Source organism: Roseobacter sp. OBYS 0001 (genome assembly GCF_019654895.1).
GTDB classification, from domain to species: domain Bacteria; phylum Pseudomonadota; class Alphaproteobacteria; order Rhodobacterales; family Rhodobacteraceae; genus Roseobacter; species Roseobacter litoralis.
In genome coordinates this window covers 644,221-667,001 of the sequence record NZ_BPES01000001.1, presented here as the reverse complement: position 1 = coordinate 667,001, position 22,781 = coordinate 644,221, and the positions used below count along the sequence as shown (strand labels likewise).

Here is a 22,781-nt window from a genome sequence, read left to right as displayed (position 1 = left end):
GCCGAGGTCCACGAAACTGCGCACAATTAGTGCGGGTTTTTGCAGATCCACGCCCCCATTCCGCCGTTTCGAGGTGCTGCGGCATTGCCGTCGGTTGGCGTGGTGACAGACAACATCGGCTTTGTTGGATATTTGCGCCATGCGATCGTGCAGTCGAGTGTTCAGGTGCGCTCTGCTCCGAACTGCGCCTCCGGCCTGTCACAGAACGCACCTGCTCTCTCCAGTATATTGGTGCCGGGGGTAATCTAGCCAACCACAAAAGCCACCTGCCTGAATGCGGTTGGTGTGTCATGAGTGCCGCCGCTGTGTTTGTGTCGATCGGGTATCGTTGCGCGTCACTGCAGCGGCCTCCATCGACCGCCAGTGATGGAGAACCTGTCGGCTGTCGATGTCAAAGGAAAACCAGTAACCGCCGCCGTTCGCTTGATCGTATCTTCGGTCGATCGGACGTTTGGTCAAAGCACAGTAGAGCAGCGTGCCCACAGCACCATGTCCGACAAACAGAACATCTCGGCCGCTGTGGTGCCACAGGAACTCAATGACCTCGCGCAGGATACGTGCCTGTGCATCCTTGGCCGTCTCCCAGCCATGAAAGCTCTCATTTGGCCGTGCAAAGAAGCAATCAGCCGCCGCCTCAAACGCGGTCGGTGGAAGAAATCCGGTCGCGCTCCGGTCGTTTTCATGCATGTTAGGTCTTACGTCCACAGGACAGGCCCACGCTGCGGCGAGGGATGCGGCAGTCTCAAGTGCCTTCCGTTCAGTGCTGGTCACGATATGCGTCGTGTTCGGCCAAGGGCAGGCGCACGCAAGGTGCTCGGTTCGGTCGCGACCGACCCGCGACAGCCCCCATTCAGGTATCGGGATGGTTTGATCTATCACGACCTGCGGGTGCGTCAGATATCTGGCAATTCTGTTCATCTTTCATTCCAGTCAATAGATCCAACAGCGCACTCTGTTGGGATTAATAGCTACTCTCAAAGCCGGTCTGCCAACGGCCATGCGCATTGGCCTCGTTAAGGAGAACCAGCATCGATCCAGTCGAGCAACGGCCGCATCCACAAGGGATCAGCGGCATAGAACAGCCCGTGGCCCGAACCTTCGTGGAAGACCATCGATAGAGGGCTGTCGAGCTGCGGGTTGCGTTCAAACAACGGGGAACATGGGAAACCAAGGTCATCGGCAGTATCGGCCATCGACAGTACGCGACCCTCTAGGCCGTCTGCAGACAGATCTTCCCCTGATACGGCCTCGCCAATGCAACCGGCGAGGATCGCGTAGTTGACATCTGGCTCGTTCAGCTGTCGGGCCGCGCGAAGGGTCATGTATCCACCTTTGCTGAACCCAACCACCGTGATGCTTTCCTCTGGGACGCCAGCATCTTGCAAGGCTTGGACATGCCCCACAATCGTGCCGACATAATCCAGCCCACCGGGGTCGCGCAGTTCTGCAATCACGACATGGCCCCGTGCCGAAAGGCCTTCCGTTATCTCGGCGAATTCATAAGGACCAAACCGTTCCGACACCGCCTTTGGACCTTCGTGCTCGATAATGCGTCCGTGAACGTAGATAATGTAGCGGGCGCTGGGGTTGATATGATCTGGCAGTCCGCGCAGCACGGTTTGCGCGGCTGCGGTCCCTGCGAGGGCCGATAGTGTTAAAGCAGCCACTGCGGCTAAATGCCAAGCGCTGATATGTCTGTGCCGAAATAAGTGTTTCATGGTTCTTTTCCATTTCTGGGGGGGGCGACAGGTGTGCCGCTCGGTTAACAAGATGCCTGTTTAGTAAACGCGGCGCTTTTCCATTCATGCTTGTTTGCGGGAACCCGCGCCGATCTCAAAGCCGCATAGACACCGTTTAGTCCGGCAGGACCTTGCCGCGTCCGGGCGTTGCCTGCGTCCTCAATCGCTTTGCGTGATCGCGACGAATACAGCGACTGCGATGGCAACTAAAATAGCAAAGAAGGAGCGTTCTTTTCTCTTCATGGGAAGCCTTTCATTTTTTGTGTTTCTCATTCGAGCGGGTTCCGCTTCGAGTGCGGGCAAGGAACGTCTCGATTGTACGGCGCAGACCATCTGGATTGTCGATGTGCAGCATGTGCCCACCGTCAAGGGTCTCGAATTCGGCACCTTTGAGCGAATTTGCGATGAGGCGCGCACCTCGATGCGTTGCCGTGTTTTCTGTTCCGACGATGACCAGTGTTGGCGTTGTCACCTTGGCCAGATGACGTCTTCCATCATAAAACCGGGCGGCATCAAAGGCGGCTACGATCTGGTCACGCTTCATTCGTGAAAGCCAGCGACGCGTTTCTTTAATGGCAGGGCGCGATTGCCCGGCGCCTGCCATGCGCTCCAGCAAAGACCTCGGCAGATACTTCAGCACGGGGCGCGCAACAGGCGGACCAACGCGTCCGATCCAACGGTCGCGCACTGTCGAGACCGCTTCGACCAGGATGAGCCCGCGCAACCGGACCGGGCTTCGCACCGCCAATTCAAGAGCGACCATACCGCCGAGCGAATGACCGACCAAAACCATATCGTCTTTCAGCAACGGAAGCAGCCTTTCGGCGAAGCTTTCAACCGTGGGCGGCAGTGCCGCATGCGCAGTGCCGTGTCCCGGCAGATCAGGCGTCACCGATTGTGGAAGATCGGCGGTCAGCGGCTGCCACGTCTGGCCCGATAGCCCTGCCCCATGAATCCACAGGCTTCTGGCCCTCCGCAAAACGCGGCATTCATCGGATTGCATATTGCTCCCCCTGCATTTTCAACGCGAGGACGATTCGTGCAGCGACGCGGCGACCGCTCCGAATTGCCCCCTCAACATACCCTGCAAAGATGTCATCCAACTCGGCCCCGGCAAACTGAACGGACCCTTGCCAGTGCGCCAAACGCGGAACGGTGTCAGGCGGTTGGTCATGCCCCACATGGGCGTTGTAGCCACCCCCACTGCGTGGATGGTCCACCCATAGTGCTTCATCCACATCGACCGGGTGGCCTGCAGGATCGCCCAACACCCGCGCAATATCCCCCAAAAGCAGAGCCTGTCGATGATCTTTGGATAAATTGGCACGCTTGCGCGCGACCGGCCCCCCAAAAAAGGCGGTCAGTTGAGGGTTGCCCCCGGTATCATAGCCGGTGTCGCGCACTGCCAAGCCCGCTGGCGACGCAAATGTAATTGCACCGCTATACTCCTTATGCCGCCAAAAAGGGCGATCATAGACCAGCCTCGTCTCGATCATGTCGCCCGCTGAGAAGGCAGATAAAAGTCGATCAAGCGCTGCGTGATCAGGGAAGTCGATCTGAATTTTGTGCGCGACGGTTGGTGGCACAGCAACAATCGCCTGCGATGCATGATAGGTCTTACCCTCGGCAGCAATCTCCAGCCCCTCCGGCGCGCAAGAGACACGGGAAACCGGCATGTTCAAAACCGGCTGACGTGACAGTTTTGACGCAATCGCCTCGACGATCCGTGACATGCCGGCTGGAAATTGGAACTCAGCGTCCCCGCGTTCTGAGGCATAGGCCGCAAGGCCCGTTTTGACAGCCAACGTGCTCATCGCATCAGGATCAGCGCCATACTGCTCTGCAAGCATCGTGCGTGCGATTGCTTCATCTTCGGGACACAGCAGAAGCCGCTGGATAGCGGCCCCAAGACTGTCCTTTGGTGGCTTAATCCGGGTCGCCGCCAATGCGAGACCACGCCGCAACTCTCCCACATCCTCCCTCGGGCTTTTCCACCACCTGTTAAGCGAGCCGAGAGAGCGCACGATTTCCGGCGGGGATGCCCTTGAGCGGATCGCATCGTTCATCAGGTTTTCTAAGTCTTCCGCCGACACAAGGTCGGTGTGCGGGAGAATGTCCCCGCCGACGTAGCACAGGTCGCACCCCGTGGACGGAACCGAAGCCACATGCAGTTTTTCTTGCGCGGACAGCTCCCGCACCGCCGTCATGTCCCCATTGATCATTTGAGCACCTCGTTCGAAGGGAACCTGACCGGCATACGCCACGCTGTGAACGCGCCCGCCGATGCGGGATTGCGCTTCAAGCACGAGACACGACACACCAGAGGGTTCAAGTGCAGCAGCGGCGGCAAGACCAGCAGCCCCCGCCCCGACGATCAAAACCTTGACATCTTCGACCATATTTGACCCACTCAGAGCTGAGCAATCGCTCAGTTGAGCAATTGCTCAAATTCGTTAATGGTGTCAAGGGGGGGCAACATGAAGCGTTTGTCAGGTGAAGAACGTCGCGCACAAATCGTTGAAAGTGCCTATACAGTTATTCTCGAAAAAGGGCTGGCCGGAACCGCGACGCGAGATGTGACGCGCAAGCTCGGGGTCGGCTCGGGCCTGCTTCACCATTATTTCCGCTCTTGGGGAGATTTGCGTGCCGAGGTCGTAAAAACCTTCATCACCAAGGAAATAGAAGCATTGAAACACGCTCTGTCAGACTCCGCATCGGACAACATGTTGGAGCGTTTCATTGACTGGATGATCGCAGATCCTGAGTTCCGGTTCTGGCGGCTATGGCTTGATGCCATCGAGGAAGCGCGACGGGACCCCGAACTCGCAAGCATCGTGCAGGAAGGGCATGTGCAATGGCATGAAACGATCACAAAGCTCATCCGCCAGTCCGTCGATGCAGGGCTTGGAACGTGCGAAACTCCGGAAAACGCCGCATGGCGCGTTTCAGCGCTTATCGACGGCCTTATGGGAATGCTGGCGCTGGACGGTACGCCCCTGACAAAAGAGCTTGTCAAGAAGCTCCTACACGAGCAGGTCGCCATGGAACTCTGCCGCGACATACGGTGATCTCGCGACGTAAGGAAAACGCGCCAGTGTCCCCCGCCGTTCGTTTTCGCTAGCCCGCGGGTCGCCACCATCGCAATCCGCGTCAGCTTTATCGGTGGTCTGGGCTGAGAACTGCATTTCACACAGGCCGATCAGGTAGCGCTTGATCGGGCGACGATCGCTGAATTTCGCAACTTTGGGGCGCCCGGTCGGCAGTCGCCACCTCGGCTCGCTATGGGCCGCAAAAGAGTACGGAATCTGAGGCCGCGAATACAGCCCTGAATACTGGCGACACGAAAGCGGCCTCGACAGGCTGGTCAAAGCCGATATGGGGTTCCTCAATAAAGAAGCCTTACAGGGTATCGCTGATACGCCCATGCGTGAGCAAATGGTCTTGGTGAAAACTTGGACAATCACAGCCGACGCCTCCGGGCACGAGCCGATCTGTTTGCCGAATGGTATGCACCATCCTGTCGATGGGGGATGATATCCCACCTGAAGAGTTTCGAATCCTTTTGGAGTGCGATGCTGTGTGTGGTGACCAGTGGTCTAAGAACGTTGCAAGCCATAAAAATCGTAGCGGCACTGCCGCTTTCCGCTATGCAGGTATTCGCAGTCTTTGAATTCGTAAGGGCGTTGCACAAGGATCACGCCGTTCTCGAACCTGAGGGCCGCCGGGAACGGATATGGCTGCGCCTGCAGGTGATCTGGGCGCTACGCTTGCCTCACACCAAGGGGGCGCAAATCTTTCGAGACATGCTCAGTAATGGTGAGCGATGTTTGACTGGCACCCTTCTGTGGCTCAGGCTTGTGTTGACCCTGACCATCGGCCCCCTCACCTGTCCGCTCCCCCCATCGGCAAGGTGCGTCGCCCTGATGCCCTCACACGACGGATCGACGAGACCTGCAAAACGGATCGCGGCATCGGCAGGGAATGATCGCTCTTGTTATTTGAAAGCCGCATGGCAGTTCGCGTATTGTTTTCCTCCAAACAAATTGCCCTTCGCCATTTGTTTTGCGGGCAACGTCAGTTCATCCTGCATTCCATTCTCTCAACCCGATTATTCGTGTTGCCTACCGATAGCTCCCGAACGTAGGGTGCACGAGACCAGGACGAAAAATCCAATGAATTCAAAAGCTGCCCGGTTTGACAGGCTCTTTGACGGTTAGTGCGAATGGAAAATACTTGTCGATCAATATCAAAATCTTGAAAAACGCATTGGGACTCGAGTGGAAATAGCAGCACAAGGAGCGGACGCGGTGGCTTCGGTTGAGCCGGTATGAGCGCGACACTGAAAGCCATGCTATGGATGTTTGGATCCATCGCGTCCTTTTCCACGATGGCCGTGGCTGGACGCGAAGTCGCGAGCGAGCTTGATACCTTTGAAATCATGATGTTCCGCAGTCTTTTCGGGGTGATCATCGTGCTGATCATCGCCGTATGGGCGGGCACGCTAAATCAAGTGAACACGGGCAATATGCGGCTGCATTTTGCGCGTAACCTCGCACATTTCACGGGTCAGAACCTGTGGTTTTACGCGGTCACGGTTATTCCGCTTGCACAGGTCTTTGCGCTGGAGTTCACCTCACCCCTGTGGGTTATCGTTTTGTCCCCGTTGATCCTCGGCGAAAAGCTCACCCTCATGCGGGCTGTGGCGGCCGTCATGGGATTTATCGGCATTTTAATTGTAGCCCGCCCCGATATGGCAGGGATCAACGGCGGTGTCGTGGCCGCCGCTTCCTGCGCGATTTTCTTTGCGCTCTCGATCATGCTGACCAAACGTCTGACACGCACCCAAGGCATCACCTGCATTCTGTTCTACCTCACCGCGATGCAGCTTGTTTTCGGCATTATCGCCGCTGGGTATGACGGCGATATTGCCATGCCCTCTATGCAAGCTTTGCCTTTGGTCATTCTGATTGGCGCGGCCGGTTTACTTGCGCATTTCTGCATGACTAATGCGCTGGCGCTGGCACCGGCAACCGTGGTCGTGCCCATCGATTTCATACGCCTGCCTGCCATCGCGATCGTCGGCATGTTGCTATACAACGAAGCGATTGATGTCTGGGTGTTCGCAGGTGCCGCCGTCATTTTTGCGGGCAATTATTTAAACATATGGTCCGAAACCCGTGTGAAAACCTGAACTGACGTTAGGTCACGGCTATTTTTTCCCCTGCGTCACCGATTGACCCATCACAATTACGTGCTTTATTGCGGCGATCTGCGTTAACATAACAGTAACCTTGAGCAGAAAGCATCTTCTGGGGAGGAGATTTATGAGAACCTATATTACGAGCGCGGCAGCGCTTTGTCTTGCCGCAGGTGGCGCGCATGCAGGCGGCGTTGACCGTTCTGGCCAGTCTATTGCTGTGCTGTTCGAAGAAGGGCGCTATCTGGAATTCAGCGCGACCAGCGTGTCACCGGATTTGACGGGCGAGTCGATAAACCCGGGCCTTCCGAACGGGAATGGGTCAGGCGACATCGCCGAGAACTACTTTCGGTTTGGTGCAGCATATAAAGCCGACATTAACGACACCTGGTCCTACGCGATCATCTACGACGAACCCTATGGTGCTGAGACAAATTATTCGGATGGCACCGGGTACTTCGCTCAGACATCCAATGCCAATTTTACCAGCCGCGCTTTGACGGGATTGCTCCAATACAACGCAGGTTCGGGTTTTTCCGTTTATGGCGGTCTACGTCTGCAATCCGCAGAAGCCGACGCGGACGTTATTTTCTCTAACATCGGCGGACCAGCTTTAAACTACACCGCCGATGCCGATGTGCACTACGGTATCGGTTATGTGGGGGGCGTGGCCTATGAACGTCCTGATATCGCTCTGAGGGTCTCGCTGACCTACAACTCTGAAATACATCATGATGTCGATACGGTTGAGGTTCTGTCTGGTGGCGCTTTGTCTCGCGAAACCTCCACGAATTTTTCAACACCGCAGTCTTTGAATCTTGAGTTCCAGACCGGCGTGGCACAGGACACACTCATGTTCGGTGGCGTGCGCTGGGTTGACTGGTCTGACTTTGCGTTGGACCCATCGCTCTATTTGGAACGAGTGGGGCAACCCCTGCTCAGTTATGAAGAAGACGTGATCACCTACACATTAGGTGTCGGGCATCGGATCAACGAGAACTGGTCGGTTGCGGGGTCGATCGGATATGAGGAAAACACCGGGAACCTCTTTACCAACCTCGGTCCGGCAGATGGGCAGGAAAGCATCAGCCTCGCGGCGATCTACTCGCAGGGTAAATACGAGATCACCGCAGGTGTGCGCTATATTCGCATCGGCGACACAACGACTGCGGTTCAGGGAAACCCGGCTGCAGAATTCAACAACAACGACGTCATCGCTTTTGGGGTCAAGGTTGGATACCGTTTCTGATCTGAAAAGACATTGCATTTGAACGCCCGCCCGGACATCCCGCGCGGGCGTTTTCTTTGCGCAGGATTCGGGTGGACCGTGGTCATGGCAATTTCTACCTTGCCCGCATGATTGAACAGAAAACCATCTCCGGCAGCGCATGGGTTGCGCTTGTTCTACTTGGCACGATCTGGGGCGCATCCTTTGTCTCGATCCGCATCGCACTCAACGAGATTGGACCTCTCACGTCGGTTGCGCATCGCACGTTCTGGGCCATGCTGGTCCTTTGGGGTGTCGTCTTTGCCCTGCGCATCAAAATCCCGCGCGATCTCGCCGTCTGGCGCGCCTTTCTGATCATGGGTCTTTTGAACAATGTCATCCCGTTTTCGCTGATGGCTTGGGGGCAATTGCACATCGAAAGCGGCCTGACCTCCATCCTGAATGCCGCGACGGCCATTTTCGGCGTTCTGGTCGCCGCTCTTTGTTTTGCCGATGAACGTCTTACGCTGCGCAAGGCTTTCGGCGTTGGGCTGGGTTTTCTGGGGGTGGCGACGGCAATCGGCGTCGACAATCTGGCGCAATTCGATCTGCGCTCGCTGGCGCAGATTGCCGTGATTGCCGGAACGATCTCTTATGCGTTGGCAAGCGCTTGGGCGCGCAGCACGCTGTCGGGCCTGCCCCCGCAACTGGCCGCTGCCGGTATGCTGACAGGTTCGAGCATCATCACCCTGCCCCTCGCCATGCTGTTCGAGGGCCCAATATCCTTGGCCTTGCACCCCGTCACGTGGCTCGCCATCGGATATTATGCGCTGATTGGCACCGCAGGGGCGTATCTGCTTTATTACTTCGTTCTGCAGCGCGCAGGCAGCGGTAATCTCATGCTCGTCACGCTTCTTATTCCCCCGGTTGCCATCACAGCAGGCGCGCTCTTGCTGAATGAAACGCTTGCGCCGAATGCCTATGTGGGCTTTGCGCTTTTGGCGATCGGACTGGCGGTTCTGGATGGGCGGGTGTGGTCATGGCTGCGGCCCGCCGTTTAGCACACAGCCGATTGATTGACGCCTCCGCGCGGCGGCGCTACCACAGGCGACAGGTTTTCAAGTCCCAAAGGGGCATCCCATGCTCTATTCTTCCGCGTCCGACTGGCACGCAGCCCCGCGCAAATCCGTTCTGGTCTTTGGCATGTCCGGACTTGGCAAAACGCATATGTCCAACCTGCTGCGCGCCAGTGGTTCATGGTTTCACTACTCCATCGATTACCGCATCGGCACGCGATATATGGGCGAATACATCGCGGATAATGCGAAACTTGAGGCGATGAAGGTCCCGTTCCTGCGCGATCTGCTGATGAGCGACAGTATCTACATTGGCTCAAACATCACCTTTGATAACCTGTCCCCGGTTGCCACCTATCTGGGCAAGCCCGGCAACCCGGCAAAATCAGGGCTGCCCTTTCAGGAATACGAACGCCGCCAGGACCAGTTCCAACGCGCTGAAATCGCCGCCCTGCAGGACACCGCGCATTTCGCAAAGCGCGCAGAAGACCTTTATGGCTATCCCAATTTCATCTGCGACACCGGCGGGTCCATCTGTGAATGGGTCGACCCGGAAGATGACGCCGACCCGCTGATGACTGAACTGGCAAATCATTGCCTGATGATCTGGATCAAGGGTGATGAAGCCCATACGCAGGAATTGATACGCCGCTTTGATCGCGCGCCCAAACCCATGGCCTATCAGCCGGCGTTTCTGACCCGTGTTTGGCGCGAATACCTCAGCGAAAAAAACTGCACCGAAACCGAGGTCGATCCCGATGATTTCATTCGTTTCACCTATGCCAAGGCCCTCGCCCACCGCCAGCCGCGATATCAGGCCATGTCGCGCTGGGGCATCACCGTCACCGCCAGCGAGGTCAGTGCCCTGAAGACCCCGGATGATTTTTACGCGCTTGTCGCCAGCTATCTTTGAGCAGTTTCACTGCCTCGTGACATCGCGCCCCTTGAGAGTTTGACACACAGAGGTTACTTGCACTGCCTCATCCATCCAGCGGAAAGACCCCATGCCGATCAAGATACCTGCCGACCTTCCTGCCTATGACGTGCTGACGCGCGAAGGCGTGATGGTCATGGACCCGGATCAGGCGGCGCGTCAGGACATTCGTCCGCTGCGCATTGGGCTGTTGAACCTGATGCCCAAGAAAATTCAGACCGAGAACCAGTTTGCCCGCCTGATCGGCGCGACACCCCTGCAGATTGAATTCAACCTGATCCGCATGTCCGAGCATCAGACAAAAAACACTGCTGCCGAACATATGGAGAGCTTTTACCGCCCCTTTCAGGACATCCGAGATGAGAAATTTGACGGGCTGATCATCACCGGCGCGCCCATTGAACATCTGGATTTTCAAGATGTAACCTATTGGGATGAGCTGCGCGAGGTTATGGACTGGACACAAACCAACGTACATTCCACCTTTGGCGTGTGCTGGGGCGGCATGGCCATGATCAATCACTTTCACGGCGTGCAGAAACACATGCTGGAGGCCAAGGCGTTCGGTTGTTTCAGGCATCGCAACCTTGCACCGGCGTCTCCCTACCTGCGCGGGTTTTCGGATGAATGCGTGATCCCAGTGTCGCGCTGGACCGAGATGCGACAGAGCGAAATCGACGCCGCCGCGGGACTAAATACGCTTCTGGGCAGTGATCAGGTCGGGCCGTGTCTGGTGCAGGACAAAGCGCACCGTGCGCTCTATATCTTCAACCACTTTGAATACGATAGCGAAACGCTGAAACAGGAATATGATCGCGACGTGGCCTCGGGGACCGAGATCAACGTGCCGCTGAACTATTACCCGGATGATGACCCGTCGCGTGCGCCGCTGAACCGCTGGCGCAGCCATGCCCATCTGCTTTATGGCAATTGGTTAACGGAGATTTACCAAGACACGCCCTATGACATTGATGCCATTGGCCGTTAAATCGCTCATTATCCTCACCCTGCTGTGCCTTGGGCTCGCAGCCCTTGTGCAATGGCGGGCAAGTGCACGCGAAACTGCGGTGGAGGCGCAATATCCACCCTCCGGTCAGTTTATTGATGTGGAAGGGACCAGAATTCACCTTAAGGTATCAGGCCAAGGCCCTGATATTGTTTTGATTCATGGGGCCAGCGGGAGCCTGCGCGATTTCACCTTTGATCTGGCTCAGCGGCTTGAAACGCGCTACCGCGTGATCGCTGTTGACCGCCCCGGCCTTGGCCGCTCCGAACGCCCGCCGGGGTATGGCGGGGTGTGGAACATCGCAGCCGAACCCCCCGCGCTACAAGCACAATTGTTGCAACGCGCGACGGATCAACTTGGCGTCAAGAACCCCATTGTGGTCGGGCATTCCTATGGCGGTGCCATCGCGCTGGCCTGGGCGCTGGAGCGGCCCGAGGACACCGCCGCACTGGTGCTGCTCGCCGCCGCGTCGAACCCGTGGGAGGGCGAATTGGGCTGGCTCTATCAGATCAATTCGACGCGATTGGGCAGCGCGATTGTTATCCCGCTGATCACGGCCTTTACACCGCATGCTGTCATCGAAAATACACTGAGCGAGATTTTCGCACCGCAAGTCCCCCCGCCCGACTACATGGCGCATTTCGGGGCCGATATGACGCTGCGCCGCGCGACCCTGCGCGCCAATGCGCAACAGGTCAACGCGCTGAAACCCTATGTCACCGAGATGTCAAAACGCTATCACACCCTGACACTGCCCGTGGAAAGCCTGCATGGCACGCTGGACACGATCGTGCCGCTCACCACACATGCCACACCGCTGGCGCGTCAAATCAGCGGCGCAGTCCTGACGCAGATGGAGGGCATCGGCCACATGCCCCATCACGCTGATCCGCAGGCCGCTGTCGCCGCGATTGAGCGTGCCGCGACACGTGCAGGTTTGCGTTAACCCGATTAACATTCCATATAGACACCATGACTGACCTGCGGAGGATTCATGGATCTGCCTTTTGACGGTGCCATCAGCGCTTATTTCGAAAACGACGCGCCCGCGACGGTGCGCGATGCGATCCGCCGCGCAGATCGTGGCGACATCCTGTCGACCAGCTATCCTCATTCTGAACGCATGGCGCGCAAGCCCTATGAACGTGAACTTGCAGCACTGCAGATCGAACTGGTCAAAATGCAGGCTTGGGCCAAGGCCAGTGGTGCGCGAATTGCCTGCGTCTTTGAAGGGCGCGATGGCGCGGGAAAAGGCGGCACGATCAGCCGCTTTCGAACCAATCTGAATCCACGTGGGGCGCGCATTGCGGCATTGTCGACCCCTACGGATACCGAGAAAACACAGTGGTACTTCCAACGCTATATCCAACACTTGCCCGCCGGTGGCGAGATCACGTTTTTTGACCGCAGCTGGTATAATCGCGGCGTGGTGGAGCATGTGTTTGACTTTTGCACGGATGAGCAGCGCGCGCATTTCTTTGCACAAGTGACGCCCTTTGAACAAATGCTCGTCGAAGACAACGTCCATGTTTTCAAATTCTGGCTCAATGTGGGGCGCGCAGAACAATTGCGCCGGATGCTCAAACGCGAGCGTGACCCCCTCAAGCAATGGAAACTCAGCTGGATTGATGTGGAGGGTCTGAAGCGTTGGGACGCCTACACAAAGGCCATCTCGGAAACGCTGGAACGCACCGATCATCCGGATGTGCCCTGGACCGTGGTGCGGTCAGATGACAAACGCCGCGCACGGTTGAACGTGATCCGCCGCGTTTTGCTTGGTCTGGAGTATACGCACAAAGACACCGCAGCACTTGGCGCGCTGGATACATCAATTTGCGGCGGTCTGGACGTCTGGCATGCCTAAACGCGGATACCACCACGGGAATCTGCGTCAGGCACTGGTGGATGCGGCCCTGCAGTTGATTGAGGCGAAAGGTCCGACCGGGTTCACCCTGTCAGAGGCCGCAAAACAGGCAGGTGTGACACCCGCCGCCGTCTACCGTCATTTTGAAGGGCGCGATGATCTGATCGCGGAGGCCGCGCGCCAAGGCTATGAAATCTTTGCTGATTTGATGGAGTTTGCCTATCAAAAAGGGCAGCCTTCAGCGCTTGCCGCCTTTTCAGCGACGGGTCGGGCCTATCTGGCTTTTGCGCGCAAACATCCCGGTCACTATATCGCCATGTTTGAAAGCGGAATTTCGGTGAACCGCACGGTCGAACTGGCAGCTGTTTCCACCCGCGCCAACGCCGTCATGGAAAAAGCAGCGGCAGACCTCAGCGAGCATATCCCAATGGACAAACGCCCGCCTGCGTCGATGTTTTCAGCGCATATCTGGGCGCTGAGTCACGGGGTTGTCGAACTCTTTGCACGAAACTCGCCCGGTCGCGCCTCACCGTTTCCAGCGGATGAATTGCTCGAAACCGGCATCGGCATTTACCTGCGCGGTCTTGGTCTGATCAAGCCAGACCAGTCAGATTAGCACCTGCAATGCACCATATGTGGATTTGAGCGCATCCCAGATGGTTTCTGGCGCAGCTGTTCAGCCCACGAAACGGCACAATCTGCAGGCAGGCTAAAAACATTCTGCGCTATGGCGATAACGGGGATGCTTGCATTGCACTTCGAGGCAGTCGAGAGAATGTCATTTCGCCAAGCGGCCCTCCACCCCTCTAAATCAAAGCTCAGCAATAATTCAGAGGGGTAAGGCTGGTACCCAAGGCCGGACTCGAACCGGCACAACCGTTAGGTCGGGGGATTTTGAATCCCCTGCGTCTACCATTCCGCCACTTGGGCAACGATGGTGTCTTTACCCAAGCTTGTGCAGGACGTCCAGTCCAAAGAGTCTTTCCTGATCGCTAAACGTCACTGCAATCGGCGCGATGTTTTTCCCGCGCTGGCGCAGATGTCTTCAATTTGGTACGCGGAGCGACAACTACCGTGGAATCAATTGACCCACCCCCAAGGAGAGACGCACATGACGGCCCGCGCCATGAACGAAACAGCGATTTCGGACCGGCTCAGCCAATTGGCGGAGAGCGCGCAAGGCGACACGGTTTCGCTCGACTGGATTCTGAGCCAGCTTCATGAACGCGCCTTTGGTCTTTTTCTTCTGGTGCTTGCCCTGCCCTGTTGCATTCCATTCCTCTACGGGATCCCGCAGATTGTCTCACTGCCCTTGATGTTTGTATCAGCACAGATCCTATTCGGGCGTCAAACCCCATGGCTGCCGGCGCGGCTGGCCACGCGCCGCGTCTCGGTAGAGGGACTGCACAACCTGTCACGCCGCGCGGGTCCCTCCCTGCGTCGGATCGAAGCCATCAGCCGCCCGCGGCAAGCCCAGCTGACGCGCGCGCCTCTCGACCGGGTCGTGGGCCTTGCGCTGGTGCTGTTCAGCGCCTCGATCCTTGTTCCGCTCCCAGGAACCAACACAGTGCCCGGCTTCGCGGTTGTCCTCATCTCGATGGGTCTTTTGCAGCGTGATGGCATCCTCGTGATCTTTGGCTTTGTCCTCGGAACCGCGTGGATTGCGACCCTGATCTTTGCAGGCGCAACATTGGTGAGCTTGATAAAGACGTGGATGGGGTTTTGAACGGCGCGCGGCTCGCCAGCCTCGCCGCACTCGGGTCTGCGGCATTGCTCGCAGGCGCCTTCCTGTTTCAAGCGCTTGGCTATGCCCCCTGTCAGATGTGCATCTGGCAACGCTATCCTCACGCGCTGGCCATGGCCATCGGCCTCATTGCACTTGCGATCCACCACAAAGGACTGCGGCTCGTCGGGGCGGCGGCCACGCTGACAACATCCGCAATCGGCTTTTACCACGCCGGGGTCGAACAAGGATGGTGGCAGGGTCCGACAACCTGCAGTTCGACCCCGATCGGCGACATCAGTGCCGACGCATTGCTCGATCAGATCATGAACGCACCACTTGTGCGCTGCGATGACATCCCGTGGGAAATGTTCGGGCTCAGCATGGCCGCATGGAATGGCATCCTGTCTCTCGCCCTGGCGGCTCTTTGGCTCACCGCCTATCGGCGCGCCTGACCCTTAAGCGCTGACGCCCGATGCGCGCCAGTCCGGGCAGCGCCCGGACTCTCAGTATGAAATGCGCCGGCGTGCCGGCGCTCCGCTGGATCACTCCGACGTCCCGGTCACATCATACCCATAGAGCCAATCAAACTGCGACATCATCAGACCCGGCGCTAATGTTGATCCCAACGTCAGCGCGCGGTGTGCGGCCCAGCGAAACGGGCCGGGTCGCAGGTGGTACTTCCACGCGTTGCCTGTCGCTGCGGCAATGACCTTTTCCACGCGCGGTTTGCGCCGCGCCTGATAGCGCGCCCAATCTGCATCCTGCGTTGCGACCTCAGCCAGCACCCAGGCGTCCTCCAGGGCCATATTCGCCCCCTGCGCCAGAAACGGCAGCGTGGGATGTGCGGCATCCCCCAACAAAATGGTTCCCTCTTTGTGCCATGTCTGCGCCACAGGATGGCGAAACAGCCCCCAAAGATTGACTGTTTCGACACGGCTCAAAACGTCCTTCACCGGCCCGCTGAAATCACGGAATGCATCCAGCAGATTTTGCGGATCATCGGTGTGATCCCACCCTTCCGCCGCCCATGTCTGTCGCTCCCGAACGGCCACGATATTGGTTAATCCGCCGGCGCGCAGCGGATAGCGCACGATATGCCGCCCCGGTCCCATCGTAACTGTCGCCTGTGGCGCTGACGGCAGGCCAGAGGCTGGCACCGTGGCCCGCCACGCCACCTGCCCCGTGAAGAATGGCTCGGATGATCCATGAAATGCCGCGCGACCCACTGAATGAAGTCCGTCTGCGCAAACCACCAGTGGTGCCTGCAACTGGCCTCCGTCGCCAAAATGCACCTCAGACATCGCACCTGGATTGTGAGCAACGACCCTGCGCCCCAACTCAATGATGACACCGGCCCGCTGCGCAGCCGCCAGCAGGCAGGCCACCAGATCCGCCCGGTGGACAAAAAGATACCGCTGCCCGCTTAGCCGTGTCAGATCGAGCCGCGCAACTTGTCGTCCGCCCAGATGGTTTTCAAGGATCACTTCCTGTGCCTGCACCGCCCCCGTCTGATCCAGGGAAGCCTCGACGCCAAGCGCACGCAGCACAGCCAGCCCGTTCGGACTGATCTGCAGTCCTGCGCCCACTTCCGCGATCTCTGTCGCTTGCTCAACCAGCGTAACCGCCACGCCACGCTGCGCCAAAGCAGTGGCGACAGCCAACCCGCCGATACCGCCCCCAACCACTATTGCAGTGCCTGTCATGCAAGGCTCTCCCCCAAAAAAAATGCCGAAGCATTTGCTCCGGCATATTTAAAACAAAGCGATGATCAGATGATCAATCGTCGCGATGCACTTTCTCACGACGCTCATGGCGTTCTTGCGCCTCAAGGCTCATGGTTGCAATCGGACGCGCATCCAACCGCTTCAGAGAGATCGGCTCGCCCGTGACGGAACAATAGCCAAACTCGCCCTCATCAATCCGACGCAGCGCGCCATCGATCTTGCTGACCAACTTGCGCTGACGGTCGCGTGTGCGCAATTCCAGCGCGCGGTCCGTTTCTTCGGATGCGCGGTCGGCAACATCGGGAATATTGCGCGTGCCGTCCTGAAGCCCTTCGATTGTGTCCTTACTGCCCGCCAAAAGCTCGGCCCGCCAGTTCAGGAGTTTTCGCCGAAAATACTCAACCTGCCGTTCATTCATGAACGGCTCGTCTTCGGCCGGGCGATAATCGTCCGGCAAAAACACTTCTTGCTTCATTTGTTTCCCCTCAACGTGGTTCAAGTCGTCCATACGTACCGAGTCCTTTGGCCGAGATGCCCCTCACGCGAGCGTCTACCCCACAGGCTGCGAATTGTCACTACACAATCGCTAGGTTTTCTGTCTAAAAGGACCTGAGCAAAACGCGGCAAGAGGTTGACAAGAGCATGAAATTCCAAAGCACGGATGATTACGTGGCAACCGACGATCTGACGATTGCGGTTAATGCGGCGGTCACGCTCGAACGCCCGTTACTCGTTAAAGGCGAACCCGGCACCGGCAAGACCGAACTTGCCCGTCAGGTCAGCCAGTCGCTGGGCCTGCGGATGATCGAATGGAACGTCAAATCAACGACCCGCGCACAACAGGGACTCTATGAATATGACGCGGTCAGCCGCCTGCGTGATAGCCAGTTGGGCGAAGAGCGCGTACATGACGTCAAGAACTACATCCGCAAGGGCAAGCTGTGGCAGGCCTTTGAGGCGGGTGAAAAGGTCGTTCTGCTGATCGATGAAGTGGACAAGGCCGACATCGAGTTCCCCAATGATTTGCTGCAGGAACTCGATAAAATGGAATTCTTTGTCTATGAGACTGGCGAAACCATTTCGGCGCGCCACCGGCCCATCGTCATTATTACATCCAACAATGAAAAAGAACTGCCGGACGCTTTTCTGCGCCGCTGCTTTTTCCACTACATCCGGTTTCCCGATCCGGAAACCCTGCGCAAGATTGTGGAAGTGCATCACCCCGGCATCAAGGATGCCTTGCTCACCACTGCGTTGACGCAATTCTATGAAATTCGCGAACAGGCGGGGCTCAAGAAAAAACCGTCCACTTCCGAGGTATTGGATTGGCTGAAACTGCTGTTGGCCGAAGACATGACAGCGGCAGATCTCAAGTCATCGGGCACGAATGCCCTGCCAAAGCTGCATGGCGCACTGTTGAAGAATGAACAGGACGTCCACCTGTTTGAGCGGCTGGCCTTCATGGCACGCAGCGGGCGCTAGCATAGCCGACGCTAAAATTTCCCTCGAACCGGCGCATTTTTCGCGCTAGCCTGTGGATAACGTGTGGCACAAAGACCGCCGACTCCAATCAATCAAAGGCTGGCAGAAACGAACATGTCGAAAAATCCGTCCGCGACCCTGCGCGCCTTGCGTCCAGACGATAAACCCCAATGGGTGCCTTTGTGGCGCGATTATCTCGCGTTTTATGAGGCCACGCGGCCCCCGGAAATCTATGATCTCTATTTCGACAGGCTGATCGGCACCGATCCGCAGGATTTCAATGCGCTGGTCGCCGAGGTTGATGGCAAACTTGTGGGCCTCGCGCATTATCTGTTTCACCGCCACGGCTGGTCGGAGGAAAACACCTGTTACTTGCAGGACCTTTACACCGCGCCTCAGGCACGCGGCAGGGGCCTTGGGCGCGCGCTGATCGAAGCAGTCTATGCTGATGCCGACGCGGCAGGCGTGCCGAGCGTCTATTGGCTCACACAGGATTTCAACACACAGGCGCGCCACCTTTATGACCGCATCGGGGTGAAAACGCCTTTCATCAAATACGCACGCAAGTGAAAATCCGGGCGGTCCTCTTGCTGGTTTTCTACTCGCAGCCTGCGCGCCGGTCGCACGCGATGGCGTGACCTCGCGCAGGATCGCACAAAACGCGGTGCTTCTTGCGAGCCTGCAACTTTTACGTGCCGAGGCATTGCAGGCCGAAGGACGCGCCGCCGAAGCAGATGCACTGCGACTGGACAGTCCTAGATGAGCGCGTTACGGATTTGCAGCGGATTGGGCCGTTCACAGCAAACTGCGGGAAATCGCAACGCTAAGGTCGGCTAGACCTCCAGCCTGACGACCCATACCGCGCAAATTTCCCCGATTGGGATATGAGAGAGAAGACATGATCATTATTTGTGGCACACTCCTGGGCGCCATCATCGGCGGGAATACGGCGCGGCGCCGCAAGGGCAACCGATTGGACATCGCCCAATATGCAGCGGGTTACGGCATGGCCTTTCTTATTGTCAGTATGATCATAACCGTCATATTGGACCGGACCGTCATCTAACCGAGGCACGTGCGATGTTTCTGCCCTTCTTTGATGCGCTTCGCAAAAACGCGGTGCCGGTGTCCTTGCGCGAATTCCTGTCCTTTCTCGAAGCGATGAAAGTGGGTCTTGCGACCTATGACGTTGAGGCCTTTTATTATCTCGCGCGGCTCACGCTCGTCAAAGACGAACGCAACATCGACAAATTCGACCGCGCCTTTGCCGCCGCCTTTTCGGGGCTGGAGAGCATCCCCGATGACGCCGTGCTAGAGGCGGTCGATATCCCGCGCGCGTGGCTTGAAAAAATGGCGGAAAAGCATCTCTCAGACGAAGAGAAAGCTGAAATTGACGCTTTAGGTGGCTTTGACAAGCTTATGGAAACGCTGAAGAAACGTCTAGAAGAACAGAAGGGCCGGCATCAGGGGGGCAACAAATGGGTCGGCACGGCGGGCACCTCGCCCTTTGGGGCTTATGGCTACAACCCGGAGGGCGTGCGCATAGGCCAGGACGGCTCACGGCATCAGCGGGCGGTCAAGGTCTGGGACAAGCGCGAGTTTCGCAATCTGGACGACACGGTTGAGATCGGTACGCGTAACATCAAGGTGGCGCTGAAACGTCTGCGCCGTTGGGCCCGTGATGGCGCGCATGAAGAACTTGATCTGAACGGCACCATCCGCGCCACCGCCGAACACGGCTATCTGGATGTCAAAACCCGCCCCGAGCGGCGCAATGCGGTCAAGGTTTTGCTGTTTTTGGATGTAGGTGGATCAATGGACCCCCATGTTCGTGTCGTTGAGGAATTGTTTTCGGCGGCGCGCGCGGAATTCAAACATATGGAATATTATTATTTCCATAACTGCCTTTATGAAGGCGTGTGGCGCGACAACCGGCGCCGCTGGGATGCGCAGATCGACACCCATGAGGTGTTGCGCACCTATGGGCCTGATTACAAATGCATATTTGTCGGTGATGCCTCCATGTCCCCCTATGAGGTTGCCTATCCCGGTGGCGCGTCAGAGCATTGGAATGCAGAAAGCGGTGCAACCTGGCTGGCGCGCACGCGCGATCAGTGGCCAAGCCTTTTGTGGATCAACCCGGTGCCGGAGCGGTATTGGCCCTATACGCAATCCATCGGCATGGTTCAGGAAGTCATCGGATCGGATGCGATGGTCCCGATGACCTTGTCCGGTATTGAGCGTGGTATGAAAGTGCTTGGGCGCTGAACGTTCAAATGTTCGGGATTCTTTGGCAATTGATCCGGCAAAAAGCTTGTCCAAACGCGGTGCGGGCACCATATATTGAGCATGTTGAAACTAACGCCGATCTTGCTCGCCATTATGTATGGCCTTGTGATGTACCGCTTTTCGGCGTGGCGCACGGCCAAGGCGCTGGACACGCAGTCCACCGAACTGGCCGATCCCATGTTGAAAGTCATGACAGACCGCATGGCAGCCGCCCTCGGAGTAGACCGCATCAAAGTGCATATCTACGAGATTGATCCGGTCAACGGGCTGGCCGCACCCGACGGGCGTATTTTCATAACACGCGGGTTCTACAACAAATTTCGCGCAGGCGACGTGACCGCTGATGAGATGGCCAGCGTAATCGCGCATGAATTGGGGCATGTCGCGCTCGGGCATTCTCGTCGCAGGATGATCGATTTTTCTGGCCAGAATGCGCTGCGAACGGCCCTTGCCATGGTCATTGGGCGGTTCATTCCGGGCGTCGGACCGCTGATTGCAGGGGCTTTGACGTCTCTGGTGGCAGCACGTTTGTCACGGTCGGACGAATACGAAGCGGACGCCTACGCCGCGGCCCTGCTGACCAAGGCTGGCATTGGTGTTGATCCGCAAATTTCCCTGTTTCGCAAGCTGGAAAAGCTGACGGCTTCAAAGGGCGGCACCGCTCCTGCATGGTTGCTCAGCCATCCGAAAACCGAAGAACGGATCAAGGCGTTGGAGACATTGCGCCTGCAATGGGAAACACCGCAACTGACTTAGGACAGAGCCTTGGCCACCTGCGGCAGCCGCGCTTTTTTTAGCAATGCGCGGATGTCCCAGTCTTTGCCAGATAATGCCCGCGCTGTGTCCAAAACGTGCTTTCCTGCCGCTTCCACAAGGTCCGGGTCATTCAACCATAGCCCGTATAAAAACCGATCCGGGTCCAACCGCTCCAATCCCTCTTCTGCCAGAAGTCCGCGCGGGAAATCCTTTGCGTTCAGCGTCATAATGGCATCCGATGATGATGCAACTGCAGCAGCCAGCACATGGATATCATTTTCATCCGGCAGCCACAGCCTCGCGGTCAGACCTTCAGGCACGGGCACGCAGGCAGCGGGAAAGCCCGCCTGAACAAGCGCGATTTCCGACCGCGCCTGCATCTCTCCCTCAGGGCCAAGTTTGCGCGCTGCCCGCGCCCATTCCTCGAGGATGCGTGCAGACCACACAGGGATAAATGCGCCCGCGCGCGCCGTCTGCAATACCATTTCGCGCATCACTGTCGGATAGAGCACGCAGGTATCGATCAGGATTTTCATTGCTTCAAAGCTGAAAGAAAATAGACTTCAGATATCCGCTTTCTGCCAACTGCGGCAGTTGTGGGTGATCTGGTCCTGCAAACCCGGTGTAAATAAGCGATCCGCGACGGCCTGACCGGCCAATGCCACGCGCACAAGCCGCGCGGAAAGCAGATAAATCCGCCGCATGCGAACAGGAACACAGGCCAAGAATACCGTTTTCCGCCACCAGCGTCGCGGCCAATCGCGCGACCCGTTCATAGGCACGCAAGCCCGCATCCACCGATGGTTTTGATGGCGCAAAGGCCGGCGGGTCACAAATCACCAGATCAAAACGCGCGCCCTCTTCCGCGAGCGCCGTTAAGACCTCGAAGGCATCCCCCTGACGCGTTTGAAAGCGACCCTCACACCCGGACGCCTTTGCACCCTTCTCGGCCAGCGCCAAAGCAGCGGCGGATCCATCCACGGCAAGGGCACTCTGCGCGCCTGCCGCCAGTGCGGCCAGTGAAAAGCCACCCACATGGCTAAAGACATCCAAAACCCGCGCATCGCGCGCCAGCGATGCCGCAAAGGCATGATTTGCCCGTTGATCCAGATAGAGCCCGGTTTTTTGCCCGCCGGTCAGATCGGCCATGTAGACCGCATCATTCATTGGGACGGTTATGGGACCTTCCGGCACGCTGCCGTGCAAAACCGCACTCGCATCGTCCAAGCCCTCCAGCGATCTTGTACGACCGCTCGCGTTTTTCAAAACGTGGCTCACACCGGTCACGGCCACCAAAGCATCGGTCAGCTCATGCAGAAGCGTCTCTGCCCATGCTGCATTCGGCTGCACAACACAGATGTCGCCGAAACGATCAATCACAACGCCCGGCAATCCGTCCGCTTCCGCGTGAACAAGCCTGTAATAGGGCGCGTCGAAGACTCTCTCACGCAGATGCAACGCTTTGCGCAACCGCGTCTCGAACCATGCCACGTCAATCGTGGCCTGCGGGTCGCGGTCAAGCATACGGCATATGATCTTGGAGTCCGGGTTGAGTGCGACAAGGCCCAACGGCACGCGCCCGTCGTCCTCAAGAACAGCAAGCGTTCCGGCGGGTTTCGATCGCGTGCGTCGGTCGGTGACCAACTCATTGGCGTAGACCCAAGGGAAGCCATGGCGGATCGCGCGCGCATTTGCTTTCGGTTTCAGCCGGACAGTGGGTAAATCACCCACCGGGGCTGAGCTTTCAGAAATTGATGTTGTCATAGCGCCCTGCTCTAATG

Annotated in this window: 24 protein-coding genes and 1 tRNA gene; 16 read left to right on the top strand and 9 right to left on the bottom strand. The window is 57.6% G+C overall.

All coding sequences use genetic code 11. The features are described from left to right. Positions 1-288 precede the first annotated feature (288 nt). From K5Q35_RS03210 to K5Q35_RS03195, 4 genes are all read right to left on the bottom strand, one after another. Positions 289-918 (bottom strand): histidine phosphatase family protein, encoded by a 630-nt coding sequence (locus K5Q35_RS03210; protein WP_220798404.1) that lies wholly within the window; start codon positions 916-918, stop codon positions 289-291. Positions 919-1,013: 95 nt separating this feature from the next. Next, complete coding sequence (locus K5Q35_RS03205) at positions 1,014-1,718, bottom strand: S9 family peptidase (protein ID WP_220798403.1); 705 nt, start codon at positions 1,716-1,718, stop codon at positions 1,014-1,016. Positions 1,719-1,992: 274 nt separating this feature from the next. Further along, entirely contained in the window at positions 1,993-2,742 is a 750-nt protein-coding gene (locus K5Q35_RS03200; protein ID WP_220798402.1) for an alpha/beta fold hydrolase, read from the bottom strand. Beyond that, complete coding sequence (locus tag K5Q35_RS03195; protein ID WP_220798401.1) at positions 2,729-4,138, bottom strand: NAD(P)/FAD-dependent oxidoreductase; 1,410 nt, start codon at positions 4,136-4,138, stop codon at positions 2,729-2,731. Before K5Q35_RS03195 ends, K5Q35_RS03200 begins: the two co-directional genes overlap by 14 nt. Positions 4,139-4,216: 78 nt before the next feature. On the opposite strand from K5Q35_RS03195, the gene K5Q35_RS03190 reads away from it, so the two are divergent. From K5Q35_RS03190 to K5Q35_RS03150, 9 genes are all read left to right on the top strand, one after another. Beyond that, positions 4,217-4,807, top strand: a complete 591-nt coding sequence (locus tag K5Q35_RS03190) for a TetR/AcrR family transcriptional regulator (protein WP_220798400.1) — start codon at positions 4,217-4,219, stop codon at positions 4,805-4,807. Positions 4,808-6,066: 1,259 nt separating this feature from the next. Further along, on the top strand, positions 6,067-6,930 hold the full coding sequence (locus tag K5Q35_RS03185; RefSeq protein WP_220798399.1) for a DMT family transporter: 864 nt from the start codon (positions 6,067-6,069) through the stop codon (positions 6,928-6,930). Between the two features lie 133 nt (positions 6,931-7,063). After that, positions 7,064-8,185 carry an outer membrane protein transport protein gene (locus K5Q35_RS03180; protein ID WP_220798398.1) on the top strand — a complete coding sequence of 374 codons (1,122 nt, stop codon included), beginning with the start codon at positions 7,064-7,066 and terminating at the stop codon, positions 8,183-8,185. 107 nt (positions 8,186-8,292) lie between these two features. Next, positions 8,293-9,204 carry a DMT family transporter gene (locus tag K5Q35_RS03175; RefSeq protein ID WP_220798752.1) on the top strand — a complete coding sequence of 304 codons (912 nt, stop codon included), beginning with the start codon at positions 8,293-8,295 and terminating at the stop codon, positions 9,202-9,204. A gap of 79 nt (positions 9,205-9,283) precedes the next feature. Next, positions 9,284-10,132, top strand: a complete 849-nt coding sequence (locus K5Q35_RS03170; RefSeq protein WP_013961582.1) for a hypothetical protein — start codon at positions 9,284-9,286, stop codon at positions 10,130-10,132. A 91-nt stretch (positions 10,133-10,223) separates the two neighbouring features. Then, the gene (metA, locus tag K5Q35_RS03165) at positions 10,224-11,141 is read left to right on the top strand and encodes a homoserine O-succinyltransferase (protein ID WP_220798397.1); all 918 of its coding nucleotides are present in this window, start codon (positions 10,224-10,226) and stop codon (positions 11,139-11,141) included. Continuing rightward, on the top strand, positions 11,125-12,105 hold the full coding sequence (locus K5Q35_RS03160; RefSeq protein WP_220798751.1) for an alpha/beta fold hydrolase: 981 nt from the start codon (positions 11,125-11,127) through the stop codon (positions 12,103-12,105). The genes metA and K5Q35_RS03160 overlap by 17 nt, the downstream gene beginning before the upstream one ends. 48 nt (positions 12,106-12,153) lie before the next feature. Beyond that, a complete protein-coding gene (ppk2, locus tag K5Q35_RS03155) occupies positions 12,154-13,023 on the top strand; it encodes a polyphosphate kinase 2 (RefSeq protein WP_220798396.1) in 870 nt (289 codons plus the stop codon). Next, positions 13,016-13,639, top strand: coding sequence for a TetR/AcrR family transcriptional regulator (locus K5Q35_RS03150; RefSeq protein WP_013961578.1), 624 nt, complete (start codon positions 13,016-13,018; stop codon positions 13,637-13,639). The genes ppk2 and K5Q35_RS03150 overlap by 8 nt, the downstream gene beginning before the upstream one ends. 228 nt (positions 13,640-13,867) lie before the next feature. Here K5Q35_RS03150 and K5Q35_RS03145 read toward each other — a convergent pair. Beyond that, positions 13,868-13,953 (bottom strand) — tRNA-Leu (locus K5Q35_RS03145). Between the two features lie 181 nt (positions 13,954-14,134). Between K5Q35_RS03145 and K5Q35_RS03140 the strand changes: the two genes are divergently transcribed. After that, positions 14,135-14,749 (top strand): exopolysaccharide biosynthesis protein, encoded by a 615-nt coding sequence (locus K5Q35_RS03140; protein WP_013961577.1) that lies wholly within the window; start codon positions 14,135-14,137, stop codon positions 14,747-14,749. Next, the gene (locus K5Q35_RS03135) at positions 14,734-15,201 is read left to right on the top strand and encodes a disulfide bond formation protein B (protein WP_245538139.1); all 468 of its coding nucleotides are present in this window, start codon (positions 14,734-14,736) and stop codon (positions 15,199-15,201) included. The genes K5Q35_RS03140 and K5Q35_RS03135 overlap by 16 nt, the downstream gene beginning before the upstream one ends. A 90-nt stretch (positions 15,202-15,291) precedes the next feature. Here K5Q35_RS03135 and K5Q35_RS03130 read toward each other — a convergent pair whose 3' ends face one another. Then, entirely contained in the window at positions 15,292-16,452 is a 1,161-nt protein-coding gene (locus K5Q35_RS03130; protein WP_220798395.1) for an FAD-dependent monooxygenase, read from the bottom strand. Between the two features lie 73 nt (positions 16,453-16,525). After that, positions 16,526-16,948: an RNA polymerase-binding protein DksA gene (dksA, locus tag K5Q35_RS03125; protein WP_011568938.1), complete on the bottom strand. Its 423-nt coding sequence runs from the start codon at positions 16,946-16,948 to the stop codon at positions 16,526-16,528. A gap of 167 nt (positions 16,949-17,115) precedes the next feature. Here dksA and K5Q35_RS03120 point away from each other — a divergent pair, with 167 nt between their 5' ends. The 5 genes from K5Q35_RS03120 (at position 17,116) to K5Q35_RS03100 (ending at position 21,000) form a co-directional block, all read left to right on the top strand. Next, a complete protein-coding gene (locus K5Q35_RS03120; RefSeq protein WP_013961573.1) occupies positions 17,116-17,955 on the top strand; it encodes a MoxR family ATPase in 840 nt (279 codons plus the stop codon). A gap of 114 nt (positions 17,956-18,069) precedes the next feature. Further along, complete coding sequence (locus K5Q35_RS03115) at positions 18,070-18,525, top strand: GNAT family N-acetyltransferase (protein WP_220798394.1); 456 nt, start codon at positions 18,070-18,072, stop codon at positions 18,523-18,525. A 328-nt stretch (positions 18,526-18,853) separates the two neighbouring features. Continuing rightward, entirely contained in the window at positions 18,854-19,021 is a 168-nt protein-coding gene (locus tag K5Q35_RS03110) for a hypothetical protein (RefSeq protein ID WP_044025253.1), read from the top strand. A 14-nt stretch (positions 19,022-19,035) separates the two neighbouring features. Further along, positions 19,036-20,223, top strand: a complete 1,188-nt coding sequence (locus K5Q35_RS03105) for a VWA domain-containing protein (RefSeq protein WP_220798393.1) — start codon at positions 19,036-19,038, stop codon at positions 20,221-20,223. Positions 20,224-20,304: 81 nt separating this feature from the next. After that, positions 20,305-21,000 carry a M48 family metallopeptidase gene (locus K5Q35_RS03100; protein ID WP_220798392.1) on the top strand — a complete coding sequence of 232 codons (696 nt, stop codon included), beginning with the start codon at positions 20,305-20,307 and terminating at the stop codon, positions 20,998-21,000. On the opposite strand, the gene K5Q35_RS03095 is transcribed toward K5Q35_RS03100, so the two are convergent. Together K5Q35_RS03095 and K5Q35_RS03090 are read right to left on the bottom strand one after the other, a co-directional pair. Beyond that, positions 20,997-21,536: an RSP_2648 family PIN domain-containing protein gene (locus tag K5Q35_RS03095; protein WP_220798391.1), complete on the bottom strand. Its 540-nt coding sequence runs from the start codon at positions 21,534-21,536 to the stop codon at positions 20,997-20,999. The two genes, K5Q35_RS03100 and K5Q35_RS03095, sit on opposite strands and share 4 nt — an antisense overlap. Positions 21,537-21,540: 4 nt before the next feature. Next, positions 21,541-22,764 (bottom strand): RSP_2647 family RNA methyltransferase, encoded by a 1,224-nt coding sequence (locus K5Q35_RS03090; protein ID WP_220798390.1) that lies wholly within the window; start codon positions 22,762-22,764, stop codon positions 21,541-21,543. Positions 22,765-22,781: the final 17 nt, after the last annotated feature.

Excerpts from the sequence above, each read along its gene's own strand:
- ppk2 (WP_220798396.1), top strand. The coding sequence starts at position 12,154 with ATGGATCTGCCTTTTGACGGTGCCATCAGCGCTTATTTCGAAAACGAC.
- K5Q35_RS03120 (WP_013961573.1), top strand. The coding sequence starts at position 17,116 with ATGAAATTCCAAAGCACGGATGATTACGTGGCAACCGACGATCTGACG.
- K5Q35_RS03175 (WP_220798752.1), top strand. The coding sequence starts at position 8,293 with ATGATTGAACAGAAAACCATCTCCGGCAGCGCATGGGTTGCGCTTGTT.
- K5Q35_RS03210 (WP_220798404.1), bottom strand. The coding sequence starts at position 918 with ATGAACAGAATTGCCAGATATCTGACGCACCCGCAGGTCGTGATAGAT.
- K5Q35_RS03180 (WP_220798398.1), top strand. The coding sequence starts at position 7,064 with ATGAGAACCTATATTACGAGCGCGGCAGCGCTTTGTCTTGCCGCAGGT.
- K5Q35_RS03105 (WP_220798393.1), top strand. The coding sequence starts at position 19,036 with ATGTTTCTGCCCTTCTTTGATGCGCTTCGCAAAAACGCGGTGCCGGTG.
- K5Q35_RS03195 (WP_220798401.1), bottom strand. The coding sequence starts at position 4,138 with ATGGTCGAAGATGTCAAGGTTTTGATCGTCGGGGCGGGGGCTGCTGGT.
- K5Q35_RS03185 (WP_220798399.1), top strand. The coding sequence starts at position 6,067 with ATGAGCGCGACACTGAAAGCCATGCTATGGATGTTTGGATCCATCGCG.
- dksA (WP_011568938.1), bottom strand. The coding sequence starts at position 16,948 with ATGAAGCAAGAAGTGTTTTTGCCGGACGATTATCGCCCGGCCGAAGAC.
- K5Q35_RS03140 (WP_013961577.1), top strand. The coding sequence starts at position 14,135 with ATGACGGCCCGCGCCATGAACGAAACAGCGATTTCGGACCGGCTCAGC.
- K5Q35_RS03100 (WP_220798392.1), top strand. The coding sequence starts at position 20,305 with ATGTTGAAACTAACGCCGATCTTGCTCGCCATTATGTATGGCCTTGTG.
- K5Q35_RS03150 (WP_013961578.1), top strand. The coding sequence starts at position 13,016 with ATGCCTAAACGCGGATACCACCACGGGAATCTGCGTCAGGCACTGGTG.
- metA (WP_220798397.1), top strand. The coding sequence starts at position 10,224 with ATGCCGATCAAGATACCTGCCGACCTTCCTGCCTATGACGTGCTGACG.
- K5Q35_RS03130 (WP_220798395.1), bottom strand. The coding sequence starts at position 16,452 with ATGACAGGCACTGCAATAGTGGTTGGGGGCGGTATCGGCGGGTTGGCT.
- K5Q35_RS03190 (WP_220798400.1), top strand. The coding sequence starts at position 4,217 with ATGAAGCGTTTGTCAGGTGAAGAACGTCGCGCACAAATCGTTGAAAGT.
- K5Q35_RS03170 (WP_013961582.1), top strand. The coding sequence starts at position 9,284 with ATGCTCTATTCTTCCGCGTCCGACTGGCACGCAGCCCCGCGCAAATCC.
- K5Q35_RS03160 (WP_220798751.1), top strand. The coding sequence starts at position 11,125 with ATGCCATTGGCCGTTAAATCGCTCATTATCCTCACCCTGCTGTGCCTT.
- K5Q35_RS03090 (WP_220798390.1), bottom strand. The coding sequence starts at position 22,764 with ATGACAACATCAATTTCTGAAAGCTCAGCCCCGGTGGGTGATTTACCC.
- K5Q35_RS03115 (WP_220798394.1), top strand. The coding sequence starts at position 18,070 with ATGTCGAAAAATCCGTCCGCGACCCTGCGCGCCTTGCGTCCAGACGAT.
- K5Q35_RS03200 (WP_220798402.1), bottom strand. The coding sequence starts at position 2,742 with ATGCAATCCGATGAATGCCGCGTTTTGCGGAGGGCCAGAAGCCTGTGG.
- K5Q35_RS03110 (WP_044025253.1), top strand. The coding sequence starts at position 18,854 with ATGATCATTATTTGTGGCACACTCCTGGGCGCCATCATCGGCGGGAAT.
- K5Q35_RS03205 (WP_220798403.1), bottom strand. The coding sequence starts at position 1,718 with ATGAAACACTTATTTCGGCACAGACATATCAGCGCTTGGCATTTAGCC.
- K5Q35_RS03095 (WP_220798391.1), bottom strand. The coding sequence starts at position 21,536 with ATGAAAATCCTGATCGATACCTGCGTGCTCTATCCGACAGTGATGCGC.